At 37.8% G+C, this 16,645-nt stretch carries 13 protein-coding genes; 7 read left to right on the forward strand and 6 right to left on the reverse strand.

Features of this window, described 5'->3' with window-relative positions; genetic code table 11:
- The first annotated feature begins 181 nt into the window (after window positions 1-181).
- The 5 genes from EGI26_RS05885 (at window position 182) to EGI26_RS05905 (ending at window position 7,939) form a co-directional block, all read left to right on the forward strand.
- On the forward strand, window positions 182-2,953 hold the full coding sequence (locus tag EGI26_RS05885) for a 2-oxoglutarate dehydrogenase E1 component (protein WP_255076989.1): 2,772 nt from the start codon (window positions 182-184) through the stop codon (window positions 2,951-2,953).
- A 2-nt stretch (window positions 2,954-2,955) separates the two neighbouring features.
- Entirely contained in the window at window positions 2,956-4,482 is a 1,527-nt protein-coding gene (odhB, locus tag EGI26_RS05890; protein ID WP_255076992.1) for a 2-oxoglutarate dehydrogenase complex dihydrolipoyllysine-residue succinyltransferase, read from the forward strand.
- Between the two features lie 401 nt (window positions 4,483-4,883).
- On the forward strand, window positions 4,884-6,284 hold the full coding sequence (gene lpdA / locus EGI26_RS05895; RefSeq protein ID WP_255076996.1) for a dihydrolipoyl dehydrogenase: 1,401 nt from the start codon (window positions 4,884-4,886) through the stop codon (window positions 6,282-6,284).
- A gap of 167 nt (window positions 6,285-6,451) precedes the next feature.
- On the forward strand, window positions 6,452-7,048 hold the full coding sequence (locus tag EGI26_RS05900) for a DUF559 domain-containing protein (protein WP_255076997.1): 597 nt from the start codon (window positions 6,452-6,454) through the stop codon (window positions 7,046-7,048).
- Window positions 7,049-7,216: 168 nt separating this feature from the next.
- Window positions 7,217-7,939 carry a DUF3667 domain-containing protein gene (locus EGI26_RS05905; RefSeq protein WP_255076999.1) on the forward strand — a complete coding sequence of 241 codons (723 nt, stop codon included), beginning with the start codon at window positions 7,217-7,219 and terminating at the stop codon, window positions 7,937-7,939.
- 155 nt (window positions 7,940-8,094) lie between these two features.
- Here EGI26_RS05905 and EGI26_RS05910 read toward each other — a convergent pair whose 3' ends face one another.
- The 3 genes from EGI26_RS05910 to EGI26_RS05920 all read right to left on the reverse strand — a co-directional run bounded on the left by EGI26_RS05910 (window position 8,095) and on the right by EGI26_RS05920 (window position 9,643).
- Window positions 8,095-8,496: a Dabb family protein gene (locus tag EGI26_RS05910; RefSeq protein WP_255077000.1), complete on the reverse strand. Its 402-nt coding sequence runs from the start codon at window positions 8,494-8,496 to the stop codon at window positions 8,095-8,097.
- A gap of 452 nt (window positions 8,497-8,948) precedes the next feature.
- On the reverse strand, window positions 8,949-9,251 hold the full coding sequence (gene trxA, locus EGI26_RS05915) for a thioredoxin (protein WP_255036607.1): 303 nt from the start codon (window positions 9,249-9,251) through the stop codon (window positions 8,949-8,951).
- Window positions 9,252-9,259: 8 nt separating this feature from the next.
- On the reverse strand, window positions 9,260-9,643 hold the full coding sequence (locus EGI26_RS05920) for a DUF983 domain-containing protein (protein ID WP_255077001.1): 384 nt from the start codon (window positions 9,641-9,643) through the stop codon (window positions 9,260-9,262).
- Window positions 9,644-10,109: 466 nt separating this feature from the next.
- Between EGI26_RS05920 and EGI26_RS05925 the strand changes: the two genes are divergently transcribed.
- Window positions 10,110-10,796 carry a molybdopterin-dependent oxidoreductase gene (locus EGI26_RS05925; protein WP_255077002.1) on the forward strand — a complete coding sequence of 229 codons (687 nt, stop codon included), beginning with the start codon at window positions 10,110-10,112 and terminating at the stop codon, window positions 10,794-10,796.
- Here EGI26_RS05925 and EGI26_RS05930 read toward each other — a convergent pair.
- Complete coding sequence (locus EGI26_RS05930; RefSeq protein WP_255077004.1) at window positions 10,787-11,674, reverse strand: N-acetylglucosamine kinase; 888 nt, start codon at window positions 11,672-11,674, stop codon at window positions 10,787-10,789. The genes EGI26_RS05925 and EGI26_RS05930 overlap by 10 nt on opposite strands.
- 62 nt (window positions 11,675-11,736) lie before the next feature.
- Here EGI26_RS05930 and EGI26_RS05935 point away from each other — a divergent pair, with 62 nt between their 5' ends.
- Entirely contained in the window at window positions 11,737-12,963 is a 1,227-nt protein-coding gene (locus EGI26_RS05935) for a pitrilysin family protein (RefSeq protein ID WP_255077005.1), read from the forward strand.
- 391 nt (window positions 12,964-13,354) lie between these two features.
- On the opposite strand, the gene EGI26_RS05940 is transcribed toward EGI26_RS05935, so the two are convergent.
- Both EGI26_RS05940 and EGI26_RS05945 read right to left on the reverse strand, forming a co-directional pair.
- Window positions 13,355-14,461, reverse strand: coding sequence for a trypsin-like serine protease (locus EGI26_RS05940; protein ID WP_255077006.1), 1,107 nt, complete (start codon window positions 14,459-14,461; stop codon window positions 13,355-13,357).
- A 15-nt stretch (window positions 14,462-14,476) separates the two neighbouring features.
- Entirely contained in the window at window positions 14,477-16,633 is a 2,157-nt protein-coding gene (locus tag EGI26_RS05945) for a fibronectin type III domain-containing protein (protein ID WP_255077008.1), read from the reverse strand.
- Between the last annotated feature and the right edge of the window lie 12 nt (window positions 16,634-16,645).

A 16,645-nucleotide genomic window follows, 5' to 3' on the forward strand; every position in this document is an offset into this window, starting at 1 on the left:
CTTTAAATAGTTCAATAAATTGAAATATTTAGTACATTTTTTATAAAAAAAACACAAATTTTTGCTTATTAAAAATAAAAATATTTAGTTCGCATAAAAATATTTTTATTATCGTTTAAGTATTAAGAAATCATAGGTTTTTTTCGAATTAAACAACGCTTTAAGAGTACAAAAAATAATAATGGATCAGTTTTCATATATAGCCAATGGTGATGTAGCCGCCATAGAATCACTTTACCAGCAGTATCTTCAGAATCCTGAGTCAGTAGATGCCAGTTGGCAATATTTTTTCAAGGGTTTTGAGTTTTCTAAATCATGGAACGCCGAGACCCCTGTAGCTTCGCATGTATCCACGGACTCTGAAAAAGAGAGAATTTCCAAAGAGCGTGAAGTTGTGCATTTGATACGTGGCTACAGGTCTCGTGGGCACATGATGTCAAAAATAGACCCACTATATTCCATCAGAAAATATAACGCCAACCTCGATCTGTCTTTTTTTCACCTTTCGGAAAAAGATTTAGATACGGTTTTTGAAGCTGGGGTCGAGGTTTTTGGAAGACCAGCTACTTTGAGAGAAATCGAATCTTCACTTAAAACCATTTATGGGGGTAAAATTGGTTTCGAATATCTTTTTATAAGAGATAGCAATATAAAAAATTGGTTCAGAAAAAAAATCGAGAAAGATTATTTGACTTACAACCCGTCATTTGACCAAAAGAAAAGAATACTTAAGAAAATAAATCAGGCCGTAGCTTTTGAGAACTTTTTGCATACCAAATTTTTGGGTAAAAAGAGATTTTCATTAGAAGGTGGTGAGTCGGCTATAGCTGGTCTTGACGCAGCTATATTGAAAGGAGCTGAGTTAGGAGTAGAAGAGGTAGTGATAGGAATGGCACACAGAGGCAGGTTGAATGTGTTGACGAATATCATGCAGAAGCCTTACGATCAAGTTTTTAACGAGTTTGAAGAAAATGTTCCTACGCTTGAGTTTAGCGACGGCGATGTGAAATATCACATGGGTTACTCTAGCCAAATAGAAGCTCCGGGCGGCAAGAGAGTTTCAATGAAACTGATGGCCAACCCTTCACATTTAGAAACCGTCGATCCTGTGGTTTTGGGATATGCTAGAGCCAGAGCTGATGCTCACTTTGAAAGCCAAGGTCTAAAGCCAAACGAATTTGCCGATATTTATGACAAAATCCTTCCGATAATTATACACGGCGATGCTTCTTTGGCTGGCCAAGGTATAGTATATGAAATAGCCCAGATGTCTAATCTGCCAGGATATTATGTGGGTGGGGCTATTCATTTTATCATAAATAACCAAATAGGTTTTACAACCGATAATGCAGACGCCCGCTCAACTCTATATTGCTCAGATGTAGCCAAAATGTTGGACACGCCAATCTTTCACGTGAATGGCGATGATCCTGAGGCTGTAGTTTATGCCATGGAGTTGGCCATAGAATTCAGAAAGGAATTCAATAAGGACGTTTTTGTGGATATGATTTGTTATCGTAAGCATGGCCACAACGAGGCAGATGAGCCGCGTTTTACCCAGCCGGGCATGTACGAGCTCATCAGTAAGCACCAAACACCGCGTGAAATTTACATAGAAAAACTCAAAGCCGACGGAACCATAAACGAGGAAGATGCAAAGAAAATCAAAGCTCAATTTGATGACAACTTGCAAGATATTCTTTCTAAAGTAAAACAAAACCAGCTGCCTTATCAACTTCCGAAGTTGGAGAGAGATTGGGCTGCCTTGAGGAGATCGACAGTAGAAGACTTTGAAGAATCTCCCAAAACAGGTATTTCTAAAGAATTATTGGCAAAGGTAGGATCGGTGCTTTCAAATGTACCTGATGGTTTTACGCCTATCAAGCAGATAGAGAAAGTTTTAGAAGAAAGAAAAGAGATTTTTGCTGGTAAAAAGCCTTTTAATTGGGCTGCGGCAGAGTTGCTTGCATTTGGGTCATTGCTACAGCAAGGCAACTGGGTGCGTATGACGGGCCAGGATGTGCAAAGGGGTACGTTTTCGCACAGACATGCCATTCTTCACGACATTAAAAACTACAACAGGTACAATAATCTTGCTCATATAAGTGCCGAGCAAGGGAAATTCGAAATTTATAACTCGTTCCTTTCTGAGTACGCAGTCATGGGTTTTGAATATGGCTACGCCATGGCAAATCCAAACGCCTTGGTTATTTGGGAAGCACAATTTGGGGACTTTGCCAACGGAGCCCAGATTATGATAGATCAATTTTTGGTGGCTGCTGAATCAAAATGGAATTCGATGAATGGTTTGGTTCTACTTCTGCCTCATGGCTATGAAGGTCAAGGCCCAGAACACTCCAATGCCCGTCCAGAGAGATTCCTTCAGTTAGCAGCCGAATACAATATTTATGTTTGTAATTGTACTTCACCAGCCAACTTCTTCCATATGTTAAGGAGGCAAGTTTCGCTTCCTTTTCGTAAGCCTTGTGTACACATGTCTCCAAAGTCTATGTTGAGACATCCAATGGCCGTATCAGAAATGAGCGAGTTTCTTGAAAATACGAGTTTCAGAGAAGTTATTTCTGACGAAACCAAGGATCCTAAAAAAGTGAGAAGAGTGCTGCTATGCAGCGGAAAGGTTTTCTATGATTTGCAAAAGAGAAAACTAGACGAAAATAGAGAAGACATAGCTATTCTAAGAGTTGAGCAGCTCTACCCATTCCCGAAAACACAAATCGAGAATGAGCTTGCGAAATATCCAAATGCTGAAAAAGTGTGGGTTCAAGAAGAACCATTAAATATGGGATATTGGTCATTTATTATCAGAGAATTCCCTGGTGGTATAGACGACGTGATTTCAAGGAAATTAAGTGCTTCTCCAGCAACAGGGTATACTAAAAATCACAACGATATTCAAAGTAAAATTTTAGATAAAGCATTTCAATTGAATTAATTATGGCTATTGACATGAAGGTGCCTTCAGTGGGCGAATCGGTAACTGAGGTTACAATTGCTGCTTGGGTAAAAAAAGATGGTGATTTTGTGAAAATGGATGAGGTAATCTGTGAGTTGGAGTCTGACAAGGCGACTTTCGAGCTCCCAGCCGAAGCAGACGGTATCCTCAGAATTATAGGTAAAGAAGGAGAAACTCTCCAAATAGGTGCAGCAATTTGCTCTATCGAACCGCAAGGTGCAACAACCCCCAAAGTTGAGACTAAAGTTGTTGAAGCAGCTCCAGTTATTGAAACTGTTTCAGCTCCAGTATCTGACCAGAAGGTGGAGACATTGGATATAAAAGTGCCAACAGTTGGAGAATCTATCACAGAAGTGACCATCGCAAGTTGGTTGAAAAAGACGGGCGATACCGTTGGTTTGGATGAGATTATATGTGAGCTAGAGTCTGACAAAGCTACCTTCGAGCTACCATCACCTTTTGCTGGAGTGTTAACCATAAAAGCAGAGGAAGGAAGCGTGGTTCCGATCGGAGGTGTTTTAGCAGCTGTTACGATAGGAGGTGCGGCGGCGAGTTCCGCTCCTGCACCAGCAGCCGTTGTAAATAGTGCTCCTGAGGCAGTAGCTTCGGTTGGAGGTACTTATGCCGACGGGCATCCTTCGCCAGCAGCGGCAAAAGTAATGTCTGAAAAAGGCTTAACTGCTGAGCAAATACAAGGTTCGGGAGTTGGTGGTAGAATAACAAAAGACGATGCATTAAAGGCTACATCAGTACCAGTAGCGGCTGCACCAGTAATTAAAGCAGAGGTTGTGAGTTCAGTTAAAGCTGAAAGAGGCATCAGAAGAGAGAAAATGAGTTCGCTTCGCAAAACCATTGCCAGAAGATTGGTAGCGGTGAAAAACGAAACGGCTATGCTGACTACTTTTAACGAGGTAGATATGAAGCCAATCATGGATCTCAGAAAACAATACAAAGATAAATTCAAAGATACGCACGGAGTAGGACTTGGTTTTATGTCATTCTTTACAAAAGCTTGCTCTATCGCCTTGCTAGAATTTCCTAATGTAAATGCTTTCATAGATGGCGAAGAAATAGTTTTCAATGAATTTACAGATATATCGATAGCGGTTTCTGCACCGAGAGGTTTGGTGGTACCAGTTATTAGAAATGCAGAGAAAATGTCTTTTGCTCAAATAGAAAGTGAGGTTATGAGATTGGCCTTGAAAGCCAGAGATAATAAGTTGACAGTAGACGAGATGACCGGCGGAACTTTCACTATCACCAATGGTGGTATCTTCGGTTCTATGCTTTCTACACCTATTATCAATGCTCCGCAGTCGGCTATATTGGGTATGCACAACATCGTTGAGCGTCCCGTAGCTATCAATGGTGCGGTTGAAATCAGGCCAATTATGTACGTGGCTCTTTCTTACGATCACCGTACGATTGATGGCAAAGATTCAGTAGGATTTTTGGTTAGAGTAAAACAACTTCTAGAAGATCCAATGAGAATGCTTCTTCAGGTTTAGAATAATGAATAGGCATCTTAGTGATGCCTTTTTTTTAATTTTACTGAGTTTTTGGACTTGGTTTAAAGATTTTACTGTCAGTTATTTATAGTTAATAGAAACACTAACCGTATTGAGTTTTAGTGAATGGCGAAATGAAATTTAAATAGTATTTGTTCCTTATAATTTCTGTGCAGTCCGTTGTAAAATTTCGAACCTCCGTTTTTTTTACAGCTAAAATGCCAAATCGAAATTTTTCAGAGGACTTTGCTCAAAAAATGTTTTTTTTGGTTCTTTTTTGAACGGGCGGCGAGCCGCAAAAAAAAGAATGCCCGCCTGGCAAGGCACACAAAGTTCGTTTTTAAGCAAGTTTTTAAACTGAAACTTCAGTAATTTTATTAAGATTTTAAAGAAAGAAAGATATGCAATACGACGTAGTAGTAATCGGATCTGGCCCTGGAGGTTATGTGGCCGCCATTAGATGTTCCCAGTTGGGGTTCAAAACTGCCATTATTGAAAAATACAACGCCATGGGCGGAACCTGTCTCAACGTAGGCTGTATTCCTTCCAAAGCACTTCTTGACTCTTCGGAGCATTATTACAACGCAGTTCATCATTTTGAGGAGCACGGTATCACCATAGGAAAAGTAAAAGCCGATCTTTCGAAAATGATTGAAAGAAAGGGTGGCGTGGTGAAGAAAATGAACGACGGCATCACGTATTTGATGAAAAAAAACAAGATTGATGTTAAAAACGGTTTTGGTTCTTTTATAGACAAAAACACCATAAAAATTACCAAAGAAGATGGTTCTGAAGAACAAATCACTGGAAAAAATATCATCATTGCGACGGGTTCCAAGCCTACTATTTTACCTTTCATGAATTATGACAAGACAAGAATTATCACTTCTACTGAGGCTCTTACACTCAAAGAGTTGCCGAAGCATTTGGTAGTAATTGGTGCTGGGGTAATTGGTGCTGAGTTGGGTTCTGTATATGCAAGATTGGGTTCTAAAGTTACTTTTGTGGAGTTTGCTGACGGCATGATACCTACCATGGACAAAACCATGGGCAAAGAATTGCAGAAGTCTATCAAGAAACTAGGAGCAGATTTTTATTTCAACACCAAAGTAAGTTTGATAGAGAATTTGGGCAAAGAGGTAAAGATTACGGCTGAAGACAAAGACGGCAAAAAAGTTGAGATATTGGGCGATTATTGTTTGGTAAGTATTGGCAGAAGACCTTACATAGACAATCTAAACTTAGAAGCCGTTGGAGTTGCAACAGACAGAGGCAAGGTATTGGTGGACGATCACACTTTGCAAACCAATGTTCCAAACATTTACGCGATTGGTGATGTCATCAGAGGTGCTATGTTAGCCCATAAAGCCGAAGAAGAAGGCGTTTTTGTAGCTGAAACCATAGCAGGACAAAAGCCTCACGTTAACTATAACCTAATTCCTGGCGTGGTGTACACTTGGCCAGAAGTAGCGGCGGTGGGTAAAACCGAGGAGGAATTGAAACAGGCAGGAGTTGTGTTCAAATCTGGTTCTTTCCCCTTCAAAGCACTTGGAAGAGCTACTGCAAGTGGTGATGTGGATGGCTTAGTAAAAGTTTTGGCTGATAAAAACACTGACGAAATCTTGGGTGTTCACATGATAGGAGCCAGAGCAGCTGATATGATAGGCGAAGCCGTAACCGCAATGGAATTTAGAGCCTCTGCCGAAGACATCTCCAGAATATCTCACGCTCATCCAACCTACCTAGAAGCAATGAAAGAGGCTTGCTTGGCAGCTACAGAGAATAGGGCTATTCATTCGTAAACTTATTTTTTGTTTTATATTTGGAAAATCCAGCTTTGGCTGGATTTTTTTGGTTTTGCGATGCTTTCTTGTCTATTTGCAGGTAAAATCGTTTAAGACATCTTCTAAGGCAATAGTCAATGCAGAGCGGGTTATTAAATTGAAAACGTATTAAAAATAGAAAGTAGATGAACAAAAAATGGGGTTTTTTGAGAGAGACAAATGCATTAGCAGAAATTGCAGGCATTGATAAAGATACTGGACTTCATAGGACTGGACTTGAAGATTATCTGAAAATTATTTATCCAAATACAAATGATTGGATCCATGATAAGGCATTCGGAAAGATAGATGAAGTATCATATAGAAGTCGTCCTGACTACAGAAGTGATGACTTGAAAATTATTGTTGAATTTGATGGACTTCCACATTATACGAATCCAGATATTATTGAAAAGGATAAAAAAAATACAGATTTATACAACAGTTTTGGGTTTAAGGTAGTCAGAATTCCATATTTTATTCAAATGACTAAAGAAGCTGTTAAAACCTTATTCGGAATTGAGGTGTCAGAGGACTTGTTTGATGGAACAATTCCATCTTTGGGTATTAAAGGGCGAAATACACCTGCATATTTATGTCCCGCTGGAATTAAACGAATGGCTGAAGAATTTAAGAAGTTTCCAGAACAATATAGTACGAATATAGCTTTTTTGAAAGTGCAAAATGACGCATTTAAAAGCGGAATTGATTTTTTAGAATATGAATACAGTAAATTAAACTAAATAATATCAATTTTGACTAGCTTTTCGTCGGTTCAGAGTCCACCGCACTTCACCCCGTTCCGAAAGGCATGTCCAAGCTAGATAAGGTATTAAGCCGAACTGATGGAATCTAAGTTGGTAAAATACTCACTAAGAAAGTTTTAAATTGATGATAAATTGAATAAATAAATGGATTGTAAGAATTGTAGTAGAGAAGTAAGTTCAAAATTTTGTCCGGATTGTGGACAAGTAACAAGCCTGAAGCGAATTGATGGGCATTACATTATTCATGAAATCGAACACGTTTTACATTTTGAACGTGGAATTTTATATACCATTAAAGAACTTTGTATTAGACCAGGTCTGAAGATTAGGGAGTACCTGACAGAGAATAGAAGTCGGCTCGTCAAGCCAATTATCTTTATTATCATCACATCGTTGATATATACTATTATCATCAATGTTTTTCATATTGAAGAGCAATATGTGAAATTTGAAGGCGAAGGGGCTAAATTGTCGACACCTATTAAAATTTTCACTTGGATTCAGGGCCATTACGGCTATGCGAATATCATTATGGGTGTTTTTATTGCATTTTGGTCAAAACTGTTCTTTAAAAAATATCAATTTAACTTCTTCGAAATCTTAATAATGCTCTGCTTTGTTATGGGTATTGGAATGTTAATTTTTTCCGTATTTGCCATGCTTGAAGGAGTGGCTAAGCTTAAAGTATCTGAATTAGGGGGTATTGTGGGTGTTGCGTATTGTTCTTGGGCAATCGGACAATTCTTTGCAAAAGAAAAAATTTTCAATTACATAAAGGCCTTGTTTGCATATCTCCTAGGCATGCTAACTTTTGTAATTTTGGCCTTTCTTCTCGGAATATTGATTGACTTCATTATAAAGCACTAGAATTTTGAGTATTATATAGGTACCGGCCGGTTCAGACCATTCGCTCTCTGGTTCAGAAAAGACCTTCTTGAATTCGACTACTATAGAAATGGCATAAAAAAAGCAGAGCCTAGGCTCTGCTTTTTTGATTTATATTTGTTGTACTACTATAAAGATTACTTTATATCTGCATTTATAACAAACTCCGCTTTCCACTCGCTTTTGTGCGTGTTTATGAATTTCTGATAAGACTCACTCTGCGTAAATTTGGCAATGTCCTCTTCTGTTTTGAAAGTTAGATAATGCATCACGTCAAAATCAGGTTTTTTGTCGCCATTGCCCACCGTATATCCAGCAGTATAGTTCACAATCTGCTTGTTACTTTTTTTCAAGTCTAAAAAATCCCCGATGTGTTTTTCAACTTGCTCTTTGGGTGTATTTTCATTGAATTTATAACAAACCACCATTTGTTTCTTCACTTTTGCAGGACCAAACGCTACACTCCATATAAACATAGTACCCAAGAAAGTGCCGAAGAATGCGGCTGGTACCAAATATTTTATTAATCTCTTGCTCATCTCTATTCCGAATTTTATTTTGTTAACGATACAAAGATAACAAATATTCTACCAAAATGTTGCATTATTTTTATACAAAAAATAACGATTATAAGAGTTGTGGTGTTATTGCAGAATAATATTTTGTTTTTATGGTTTTTGTTAAAATAATTCTTGGGTGATTCTGCATCTCGATTTTTAGGGATTTTCTGATTAATCTATTCGGTTTTGATTAATTTATTCTAAAAAAAGCTTTTTTTAGAAATTGTAGGTTTAGCTTTTTAGGTTAGTTGTTTGAAAAAAGCTTTTTTTTGGTATTTTATGTTTAAAAGTCGTGCTTATGATTCTCCAAATATAATTTTGAAAAAAAATATACAAAATATTGTCAATCAGGGCTTAAAAACTGAGTTTTGAAAACTTGGCACAAAAAAAAGCAGATGTTACCACCTGCTTATTCAGTATTTTTGGCCCTCTCAATTCAAGAAACCATTCATAACTTGTTTCAATTGAGACAATTGTAACACGCCGGATTGTCTCCATTTTTGCTGTCCATCTTTAAAAACCATCATGGTAGGTACACCAGATATATTGTATTTTCTTTGTAAAGCTGGGTTTTTGTCAATGTCGATTTTTATGATTCTTATTTTATCTCCCATTTCGCCCGCCAATTGTTTCAGAATCGGAGCCAAGGCCTTACATGGTCCGCACCATTCTGCAGAAAAATCTATCAATACAGGTTTTTCTGATTTTATCAATTCATCAAAACTTCCAGTCATTTTTATATTTATTTAATTGTATCTTTTTTATCAGGGTCATAACTTATCATAATCATCAGCCAAAGCGACCGCGACATTCTGTAGATCCATCTCACGAGTGTAAAAGTGATGAGCAGGTAAACCATTATATAAAACCTCCAATCGTATTTTTCTTCAAAGAACATGTAATAGCCTACGGTTGCCGTTACAAAGAGTGCGATGTTGAGCATATAAGAAATGTACATAGCACCATAAAAGAATCCTACCTCTTTTTCGTACTTCAGTCCGCAGTTTGAGCAGTTTTTGTGCATGCTAAAGATACCTTTTAGCGAAAATAAATGTGTTCTATCATATAATTCACCTTCGCCACATCTTGGACATTTCATTTTTATCGCCGAACCTATTTTACCCATTTTATTGTTTATTTTACCGCAAATTTACCTAATTCAGAGGAGAATTTAGTATTATTAGCTCATTGATATATGAACATATATTCATATTAAAAAATTCATTTGAATAAAAAAAACTTTTTGCATTTGGTTTGTATTTATATTTACTAAAGTTTTAGAAATAAAATTATTTTGAACTAAAATCATTACGTGCCTTGCCAGGCGGGCATACTTTTTTTTCGAAAAAAAAGTATCAAAAAAAACACCTTCTGAACAATGATCCTCTGTAAAATTTTGGATTTAGCATTTCGAGAAGAAGTAAAATTTTGAGTTCCAAAATTTTCCAACGGACTGTTCAGAAGAATTAGGACAATTAGGATTTATACTTTATATCTAATTCGTTGATTGTAAGTTGTATTTAATGTTATATTGGTTTTAATAACTCACCACAATCTGATTCTAAAACTAAAATTTAGACAAATACCCGAATATGCAGGACAAATTAGATAGGATTATTGAGGCAAGAATGAAGTTGAAGGTCAGATTTGAGGAGAAAATCAAGCTTTCGCCATCAATTTCTGATGATAGACCATTGGGAAAAGGACCTATAAATCGCCACGGAATGCCACAAACACCTGTTGGGCAAACTTTGACAGAGAAATGGCCGGTTTTGGATTTGGGATATCACCCAACTGTGGAGCTAAAAAACTGGAGGCTGAAGATTGACGGAGCTGTAGAAAATCCAGTTACTCTAAACTGGGAAGATTTTATGGCTTTGCCTCAAACGGATGATGTTAGTGATTTTCACTGTGTCACTACTTGGTCAAAGTTGGATATGCCTTGGCGAGGTGTGAGTTTCCTGGACTTGGCCGCTTTGGTAACACCAAAGTCTAACGCCACACACGTAATGTGTTATGGGTATGACACTTATACGACCAATTTGTCAATTGAAGAAGCCCTAAAGTCAGATGTTTTATTGGTTCATACGGTTTATGATGAACCTTTAGCAAAGGAACACGGTGGTCCTGTAAGGATGATTACGCCGCAACTTTACGCTTGGAAAGGCTCGAAATGGATAAAAAGAATAGAGTTTATGGATAAAAATCAAAAAGGCTTTTGGGAAGAGCGAGGTTATTCCAACACGGCCTATCCTTGGAGAAATGACCGCTATTCTTGATGATAACGCACAAGGTTATCAATCGGTTTTTCTATAATTGTCGTGATTTGCAAATTGTATTCTGAGCATACTTTTTCTAGAAAATTTGAATAATAGAAGGCCACAGATCCAACAAACCCAATTTTTGTAGATTTTATATTTGGGTATTTTAAGAGATATTTTTCAAACCCAATTTTTGTAGATTTTATATTTGGGTATTTTAAGAGATATTTTTTTAAGAAATCTCTGAATGAATTTTCTATTAAATTTTGACAGTAAATTTCGTGGTCATTTTCGTAAAGAAAATAGGAAAACGAAGAAAAGTATTTATTGGGTTTATCTTGTTTGTAGGCTTTATTGAGTATTTCTATTCTATCCATTGGGCCATATTTTTCCTCAAATAAATATCTGATATTTTCGGGCATTTCTTTGTGAAGATAATCAAGCATAAGTTGTTTGCCCAAATGCCCCCCAGAACCTTCGTCGCCCAACCAAAATCCGAGTGGAGGAATCTGAAATTCAATACTTTGGCCATTCCAGAAGCATGAATTAGAGCCAGTGCCTAGAATACAAGCAATGCCTTGGGTGTTTCCGAAAAGAGCTCTTGCCGCTGCAATGACATCAGAATAGGTGAAAATTTGTGTGTTATAACCAAGTGCTTTTAAAATTCCCTCTTTTATGACAGCGGACTTTGAGTCGTCCGTAATTCCAGTTCCATAAAAATGAATTTCGTCTATTCTAACATTCTTTAATGCACCAAAAATAGGTGATATTTCGTCATAAACTTGGTCGGCATCCACAAAATAAGGATTGAGTCCGATTGTTTCGAAACTTGCAATGGTTCCACCTAGAAGCCTCCAGTCAGTTTTTGTTGAGCCACTTTCTGCTATTAATATCATCTGCTTTCTTATGTTTTTCTTTGTACCTTTGTGGTTATTTTTAGTGAAATCGAATACGAATAATGTCTGAATATCAATTGTATACCTTGCCAAATGGCATCCGAATTGCCCACAAGCAAGTGTCAAATACCAAGATTGTCCACTGTGGCATTATGCTTGACATTGGTAGTCGTGACGAAAAACCGCATCAGGCAGGATTGGCCCACTTTTGGGAACACATGGCTTTCAAAGGTACAAAAAAACGCAAAGCATATCACATTATCAATAGTTTGGAGGCAGTAGGAGGGGAGCTCAATGCCTACACCACTAAAGAAAAAATCTGTTTTTATGCGTCTATACTAGACCATCACTTTGAGAAAGCTATAGATTTGCTTACCGATATTACGTTCAACAGTGTTTTCCCAGAGAAACAGCTGGAAGTCGAAAGAGGCGTGATATTGGAAGAAATGTCAATGTATTTGGATTCGCCCGAAGATGCTATCCAAGACGAGTTTGATACGGTGGTTTTTCCAAATCATCAACTTGGTGTAAATATATTGGGCACGACAGAAAGTGTGAAGGCATTCACAAGAGAAGATTTCCAGACCTTTATAGACGAAAACTTGGATACAGAGAAAATCATAGTTTCGGTAGTGGGAAATCTTGACTTTAAGAAAGTTGTAAAAGTGGCAGAAAAGTTTTTGAGTGAAATACCTGCCAAAAGAACCACGAGGGTAAGGACTTCGCCCATCGAATATTTTGTAAAAGAGGAAGTCATAGAAAAAAACAACAACCAAGCACATGTGGCTATAGGTCGTCCATCTTTTGCACTGAATCATCCGAGCCGATTGCCGTTTTTTGCATTGGTGAATTTGCTCGGTGGGCCTGGAATGAACAGTAGGTTTAATTTAAGTCTTAGAGAAAAACATGGCTTGGTGTATCAGATAGAGGCCGGATATACCTCCTACTATGACACAGGCATGTTTGCTATTTTCTTTGGTACAGACCCGCAGAATCTCAACAAATCGCTGAAATTAATCGATAAAGAATTGTTTAATTTGAAGAATAAATCTTTGGGTCAGATACAGTTAAAAACATTGAAGGAACAGCTCAAGGGCCAGCTGGCCATGTCTGAGGAAAGCAAGCAGGGCTATATGTTGATGATGGCCAAGAGTCTGTTGGACTTAGACAAAGTAGAGCCTATCTCTAAGATCTTTGATGATATTGATAAAGTAACCAATCCAGTTTTGTTGGATTTGGCCAATGAAATGTTTGACGAGAAACAACTTTCTAAGTTGATTTTTAAATAAAAAAGACGACCATATAGGTCGCCTCTTGGTTTTACTTTTGGGTTCTTTAGATTTTTTATCCTATAAAAATATTCTTTTTCACAAGAAACGGACTAACGAACTTAAATGTGCCAAATTCATAATTAGTATCTTTGCGAATATTCGTAAATCTACTACTTTTTGGCTTTTTAGGTAAGAATTGTTTGGAAAAGGTGGCTATAGGAAAGGCGATAAAAATAACAAATGCTATTGTAAATGTTTTCATAAATGCTTTCATTGTTAACTTAAGACGTTAGTGTAAATAATAGTCACTAATTCAGGCTATCTTTTTATTTTTGAAAAAAAACCTTCAGCAGAACCAAAGGATTTTTGACTATTAAATTATACTTTCCAGTAATCTTAATTCAAGATATTATTTAATGTTGGACTGTATCCAAGCCGATGCTGAGGCGGTTCTACAATAGATGCTTATGTCGCCATAAGAGCTGTCTTTGTGGCCAGGTCTGACATCATCTACGCCACCATGTAGTAACCCGCAGACTTTCCAAACGCCATCAATTTTGATGAAAATAGGCCCGCCGCTATCGCCTTGCACGGTACCACCCTCCATCTCCAGAGCTTCAGCTGCACTTTTTCCTGAACCCAAAACCTTTTCTTGCTCGTTGGCAATATTGTCGCCCAGCGTATTGTATTTGCCATCTGGTGCATCAAAATCGTATGCCAGAATACCTCCATTGTAAGTTACTCCAGAAACTGTGGTGCTCAGACCGTTTACAATTCTATCCAAAACATTTACCATGGCATGTTTTTTAGAATAATCGTCGCGGTTTTGACCAGCCTGCTGCGAATAATCTCCAAAACCGCAAGACCAAGTGTAGGATTTGTCTTTTTCGCCGTTGATGTTCAAATTTATTTGAGCAGGAGTTATGTCTGTGACAGGTGTTGATAATTTAACCAAAGCGAGATCTGTTCCTTTTTCGAAACCACCATCAGAGTTTACCCAATGTGGATGCACGATGATTTGAGAAACTTTTAGGGTTTTGGTTGGTTTATTGGGGTCGTTGCCAACCAAGATCATGACATTGCTAAGTTTGGGTAAGTTTTTGGTTTCTTCAGGCAAAATAAAATTATGAGCCGCTGTAAGAATCCATTGAGAATTAATAAGTACACCCGAGCCAATGCCCACATTGTCGCCGTCAGCCACATGGATAGAAACCACCGACCTGAAGTCTGGAAACTCATCGGTATTGTAAGGAGCTGCATTGGTAGCTATGGCCTCGTAGTCACTCAGTTTTTTGTCATTTCTGATACCAAAAGTCTGGGGTGAACTGCTGACTTTTCCCAGGGCTGTTGGGGCATAAACTATCGAGCCACTTGTATTTGGCTGAGTGGGGTTCGCTGGGTTTGTCTCAGTGGTATTGTCAGGGTCAACGGGGTCAATATTTTCTACACTGCAGGAGTAGAAAAAAAGTGATAAACAGAATACTTTTAAATACAAACTGAACTTCTGGATGAACATCTTTTGCTTAATTGATTATTTTGTTTCTCTGTAAATTGATTTTTTCTGAACTATTTTTGACTCCTTACCTTTGGCATTAATAGCAGTTACCGAAAATACGTATATTTCGTCGTTTTCTACCCTTTCGTCTTCAAATTCAAAAATTCCCTTGGCTACCATTCCAATTCTCTCAAAGTTAGTTTCTGTCGGTAATTTTTTGTAAATAATGTACGAAATAATATCATCGGTCTCAACTGAAGGCCAGGATATTCTGATGCTTTTTGATAAATTAGTGGCCTTGATGTCGGTTATTGGCATAACGTCCGCATCTGAAGTTGGCATATTTACTTTTGATATTTTAGAATATTTACCAAGAAATCCGTTGGTGGAAACCGAGGTGACACGATAATTATAATCAATACCTGGCAAAGCGGTGGTATCGTTGAAAATAGCATTTTGTAACATGCCGTTGTGGAGTTTTATGAAAAGCGATTCCCCCACTTTTTGCCTTTCCAGCTGATAACCTTCTACGAAGTCATCATTTAGTTTTACATCAGCCCATTTTAGCCATATTTGATTATTAATAGCACTGGCCTCAATCAAATCCGGTGAATACATGTCGCTGGCTGCAAACTCTGGTGTGTACGGAACCGTAACGGAGTAATCGCTTGTATCTTGGGTGAGGTTCATGGCCACAATTTTATAAAAATACGTAAGACGAGGACTTATATTGCTGGTAGAGTCTATGAAGTCTGTTTTATAAACGCTATTGCTAATGAGGTCAAACTGGGTGCTAGAGGTACCTCTGTAAACATGGTAACTGTGAATACTTTTATCTTCTGCCGCTTCCCACGAAATTTTTGGTTTGCCGTTTGAGGTTTCTACTTTCACATTGAATGGTGGAAGTGGTTTGCTAAACTTGGAGCAAGATTGAGCAGCACTTGCAGGTATTTCTTGTCTTAAATCTTGTTTTTCTATGAATAAGGGTTTCACATAGTATGTAAAAATTCTTCCGGCTGGATAAATATCTAAATCAGTGAAAGTATTTGCACTGGCTGGCAAAATAGCTAATGTTTTAATAGGCTCATCTTCGTAACTTCGTGAAATCTCTATGCCTGAATAATAGGCTTTTTCGGGTAATTTTGCCCAATCTAAAATGATTGCATTGGTTGAGTCCTTTGAGTTTAGGCCATAAATAAGAGTGACCTGATTGTTGGAAACCGCGATTCCTCGGGCTATTGCAGATTCTGTACCCTGGTTTAAAACGTTATCTTCGGGAACAACTTTCATTTCTACAAGATCTTCTGGGTTACAGCTGATATCTGCGGTGATAAAAGTGTTGCCAAGGCTATCTGTACCTGCTATTCTTTTCGAATGAAACGTCCAATTCACCTCCTTGTTGATTCGGTAGTAGACATTGAAGTGGGTATTGAACTGAGAGATAGGGAACGAGGAGAATATTTTACCCTCGGTTCTGAGGAAGTTTCTGATTTCCTCGTAATATTTCTTCGAAACCTTTAATGTTTTTTCATTGATACTATTAAAGAGACTGGCCTGTTTTGCTTCTACTGCCTCTGGAATTTCTAGGCTTGGGATGGTTATTTTCCAATTAAATCTGACCGAACTATCCATTCCTGAAATAGACGATAATTCGGCTTTTACGTCTTTGAGTATTTCATTGGTTCTGTTGTGAAATACTCCCGACTCGGCGTAGAGCATTTCTGAATTTCCTTGGATTTCAAAAACTCTGTAGATGTAAAAATGTCCTTTATCGACGCTGGCGTCTTGCATGCCCAAACCCCAGATTTGTAGAAAACCTGGGTTTAATTCCCCAAATAGTGATACACTTTGATAACTGGGTTTGGACTTGATGAAATCTAGCATTTTAGTTTCTTGTCCTGTCTCAAATTCTTTCAAATCCTCTGCCGAAAGTATAGAGTTTATTTTGGCCTCCGAGTTGGCGGCCTCCATGCTTCCGATAGTCTTGAAATTGGCTTCGTCTAATCTTTTGCGTTTTACCGCAAACTTCTTTTCGCCAATTTTTAATTTGCTGAGTTCCTCTGTTCCGTCAAGTCTTAAAAATATACCTTTTGGCCCAGAGATTAACGATATTTTAACTTCATTTTCTTGGCCATAAACGTTTACAGCCAAGATGATTAGTGAAATGCTTATTATGAACTTAAATACTTTCATTTGATAATTTTT

It is taken from the genome of Lacihabitans sp. CCS-44, assembly GCF_024343735.1.
Lineage (GTDB): Bacteria > Bacteroidota > Bacteroidia > Cytophagales > Spirosomataceae > Leadbetterella.

Excerpts from the sequence above, each read along its gene's own strand:
- EGI26_RS05885 (WP_255076989.1), top strand. The coding sequence starts at position 182 with ATGGATCAGTTTTCATATATAGCCAATGGTGATGTAGCCGCCATAGAA.
- odhB (WP_255076992.1), top strand. The coding sequence starts at position 2,956 with ATGGCTATTGACATGAAGGTGCCTTCAGTGGGCGAATCGGTAACTGAG.
- lpdA (WP_255076996.1), top strand. The coding sequence starts at position 4,884 with ATGCAATACGACGTAGTAGTAATCGGATCTGGCCCTGGAGGTTATGTG.
- EGI26_RS05900 (WP_255076997.1), top strand. The coding sequence starts at position 6,452 with ATGAACAAAAAATGGGGTTTTTTGAGAGAGACAAATGCATTAGCAGAA.
- EGI26_RS05905 (WP_255076999.1), top strand. The coding sequence starts at position 7,217 with ATGGATTGTAAGAATTGTAGTAGAGAAGTAAGTTCAAAATTTTGTCCG.
- EGI26_RS05910 (WP_255077000.1), bottom strand. The coding sequence starts at position 8,496 with ATGAGCAAGAGATTAATAAAATATTTGGTACCAGCCGCATTCTTCGGC.
- trxA (WP_255036607.1), bottom strand. The coding sequence starts at position 9,251 with ATGACTGGAAGTTTTGATGAATTGATAAAATCAGAAAAACCTGTATTG.
- EGI26_RS05920 (WP_255077001.1), bottom strand. The coding sequence starts at position 9,643 with ATGGGTAAAATAGGTTCGGCGATAAAAATGAAATGTCCAAGATGTGGC.
- EGI26_RS05925 (WP_255077002.1), top strand. The coding sequence starts at position 10,110 with ATGCAGGACAAATTAGATAGGATTATTGAGGCAAGAATGAAGTTGAAG.
- EGI26_RS05930 (WP_255077004.1), bottom strand. The coding sequence starts at position 11,674 with ATGATATTAATAGCAGAAAGTGGCTCAACAAAAACTGACTGGAGGCTT.
- EGI26_RS05935 (WP_255077005.1), top strand. The coding sequence starts at position 11,737 with ATGTCTGAATATCAATTGTATACCTTGCCAAATGGCATCCGAATTGCC.
- EGI26_RS05940 (WP_255077006.1), bottom strand. The coding sequence starts at position 14,461 with ATGTTCATCCAGAAGTTCAGTTTGTATTTAAAAGTATTCTGTTTATCA.
- EGI26_RS05945 (WP_255077008.1), bottom strand. The coding sequence starts at position 16,633 with ATGAAAGTATTTAAGTTCATAATAAGCATTTCACTAATCATCTTGGCT.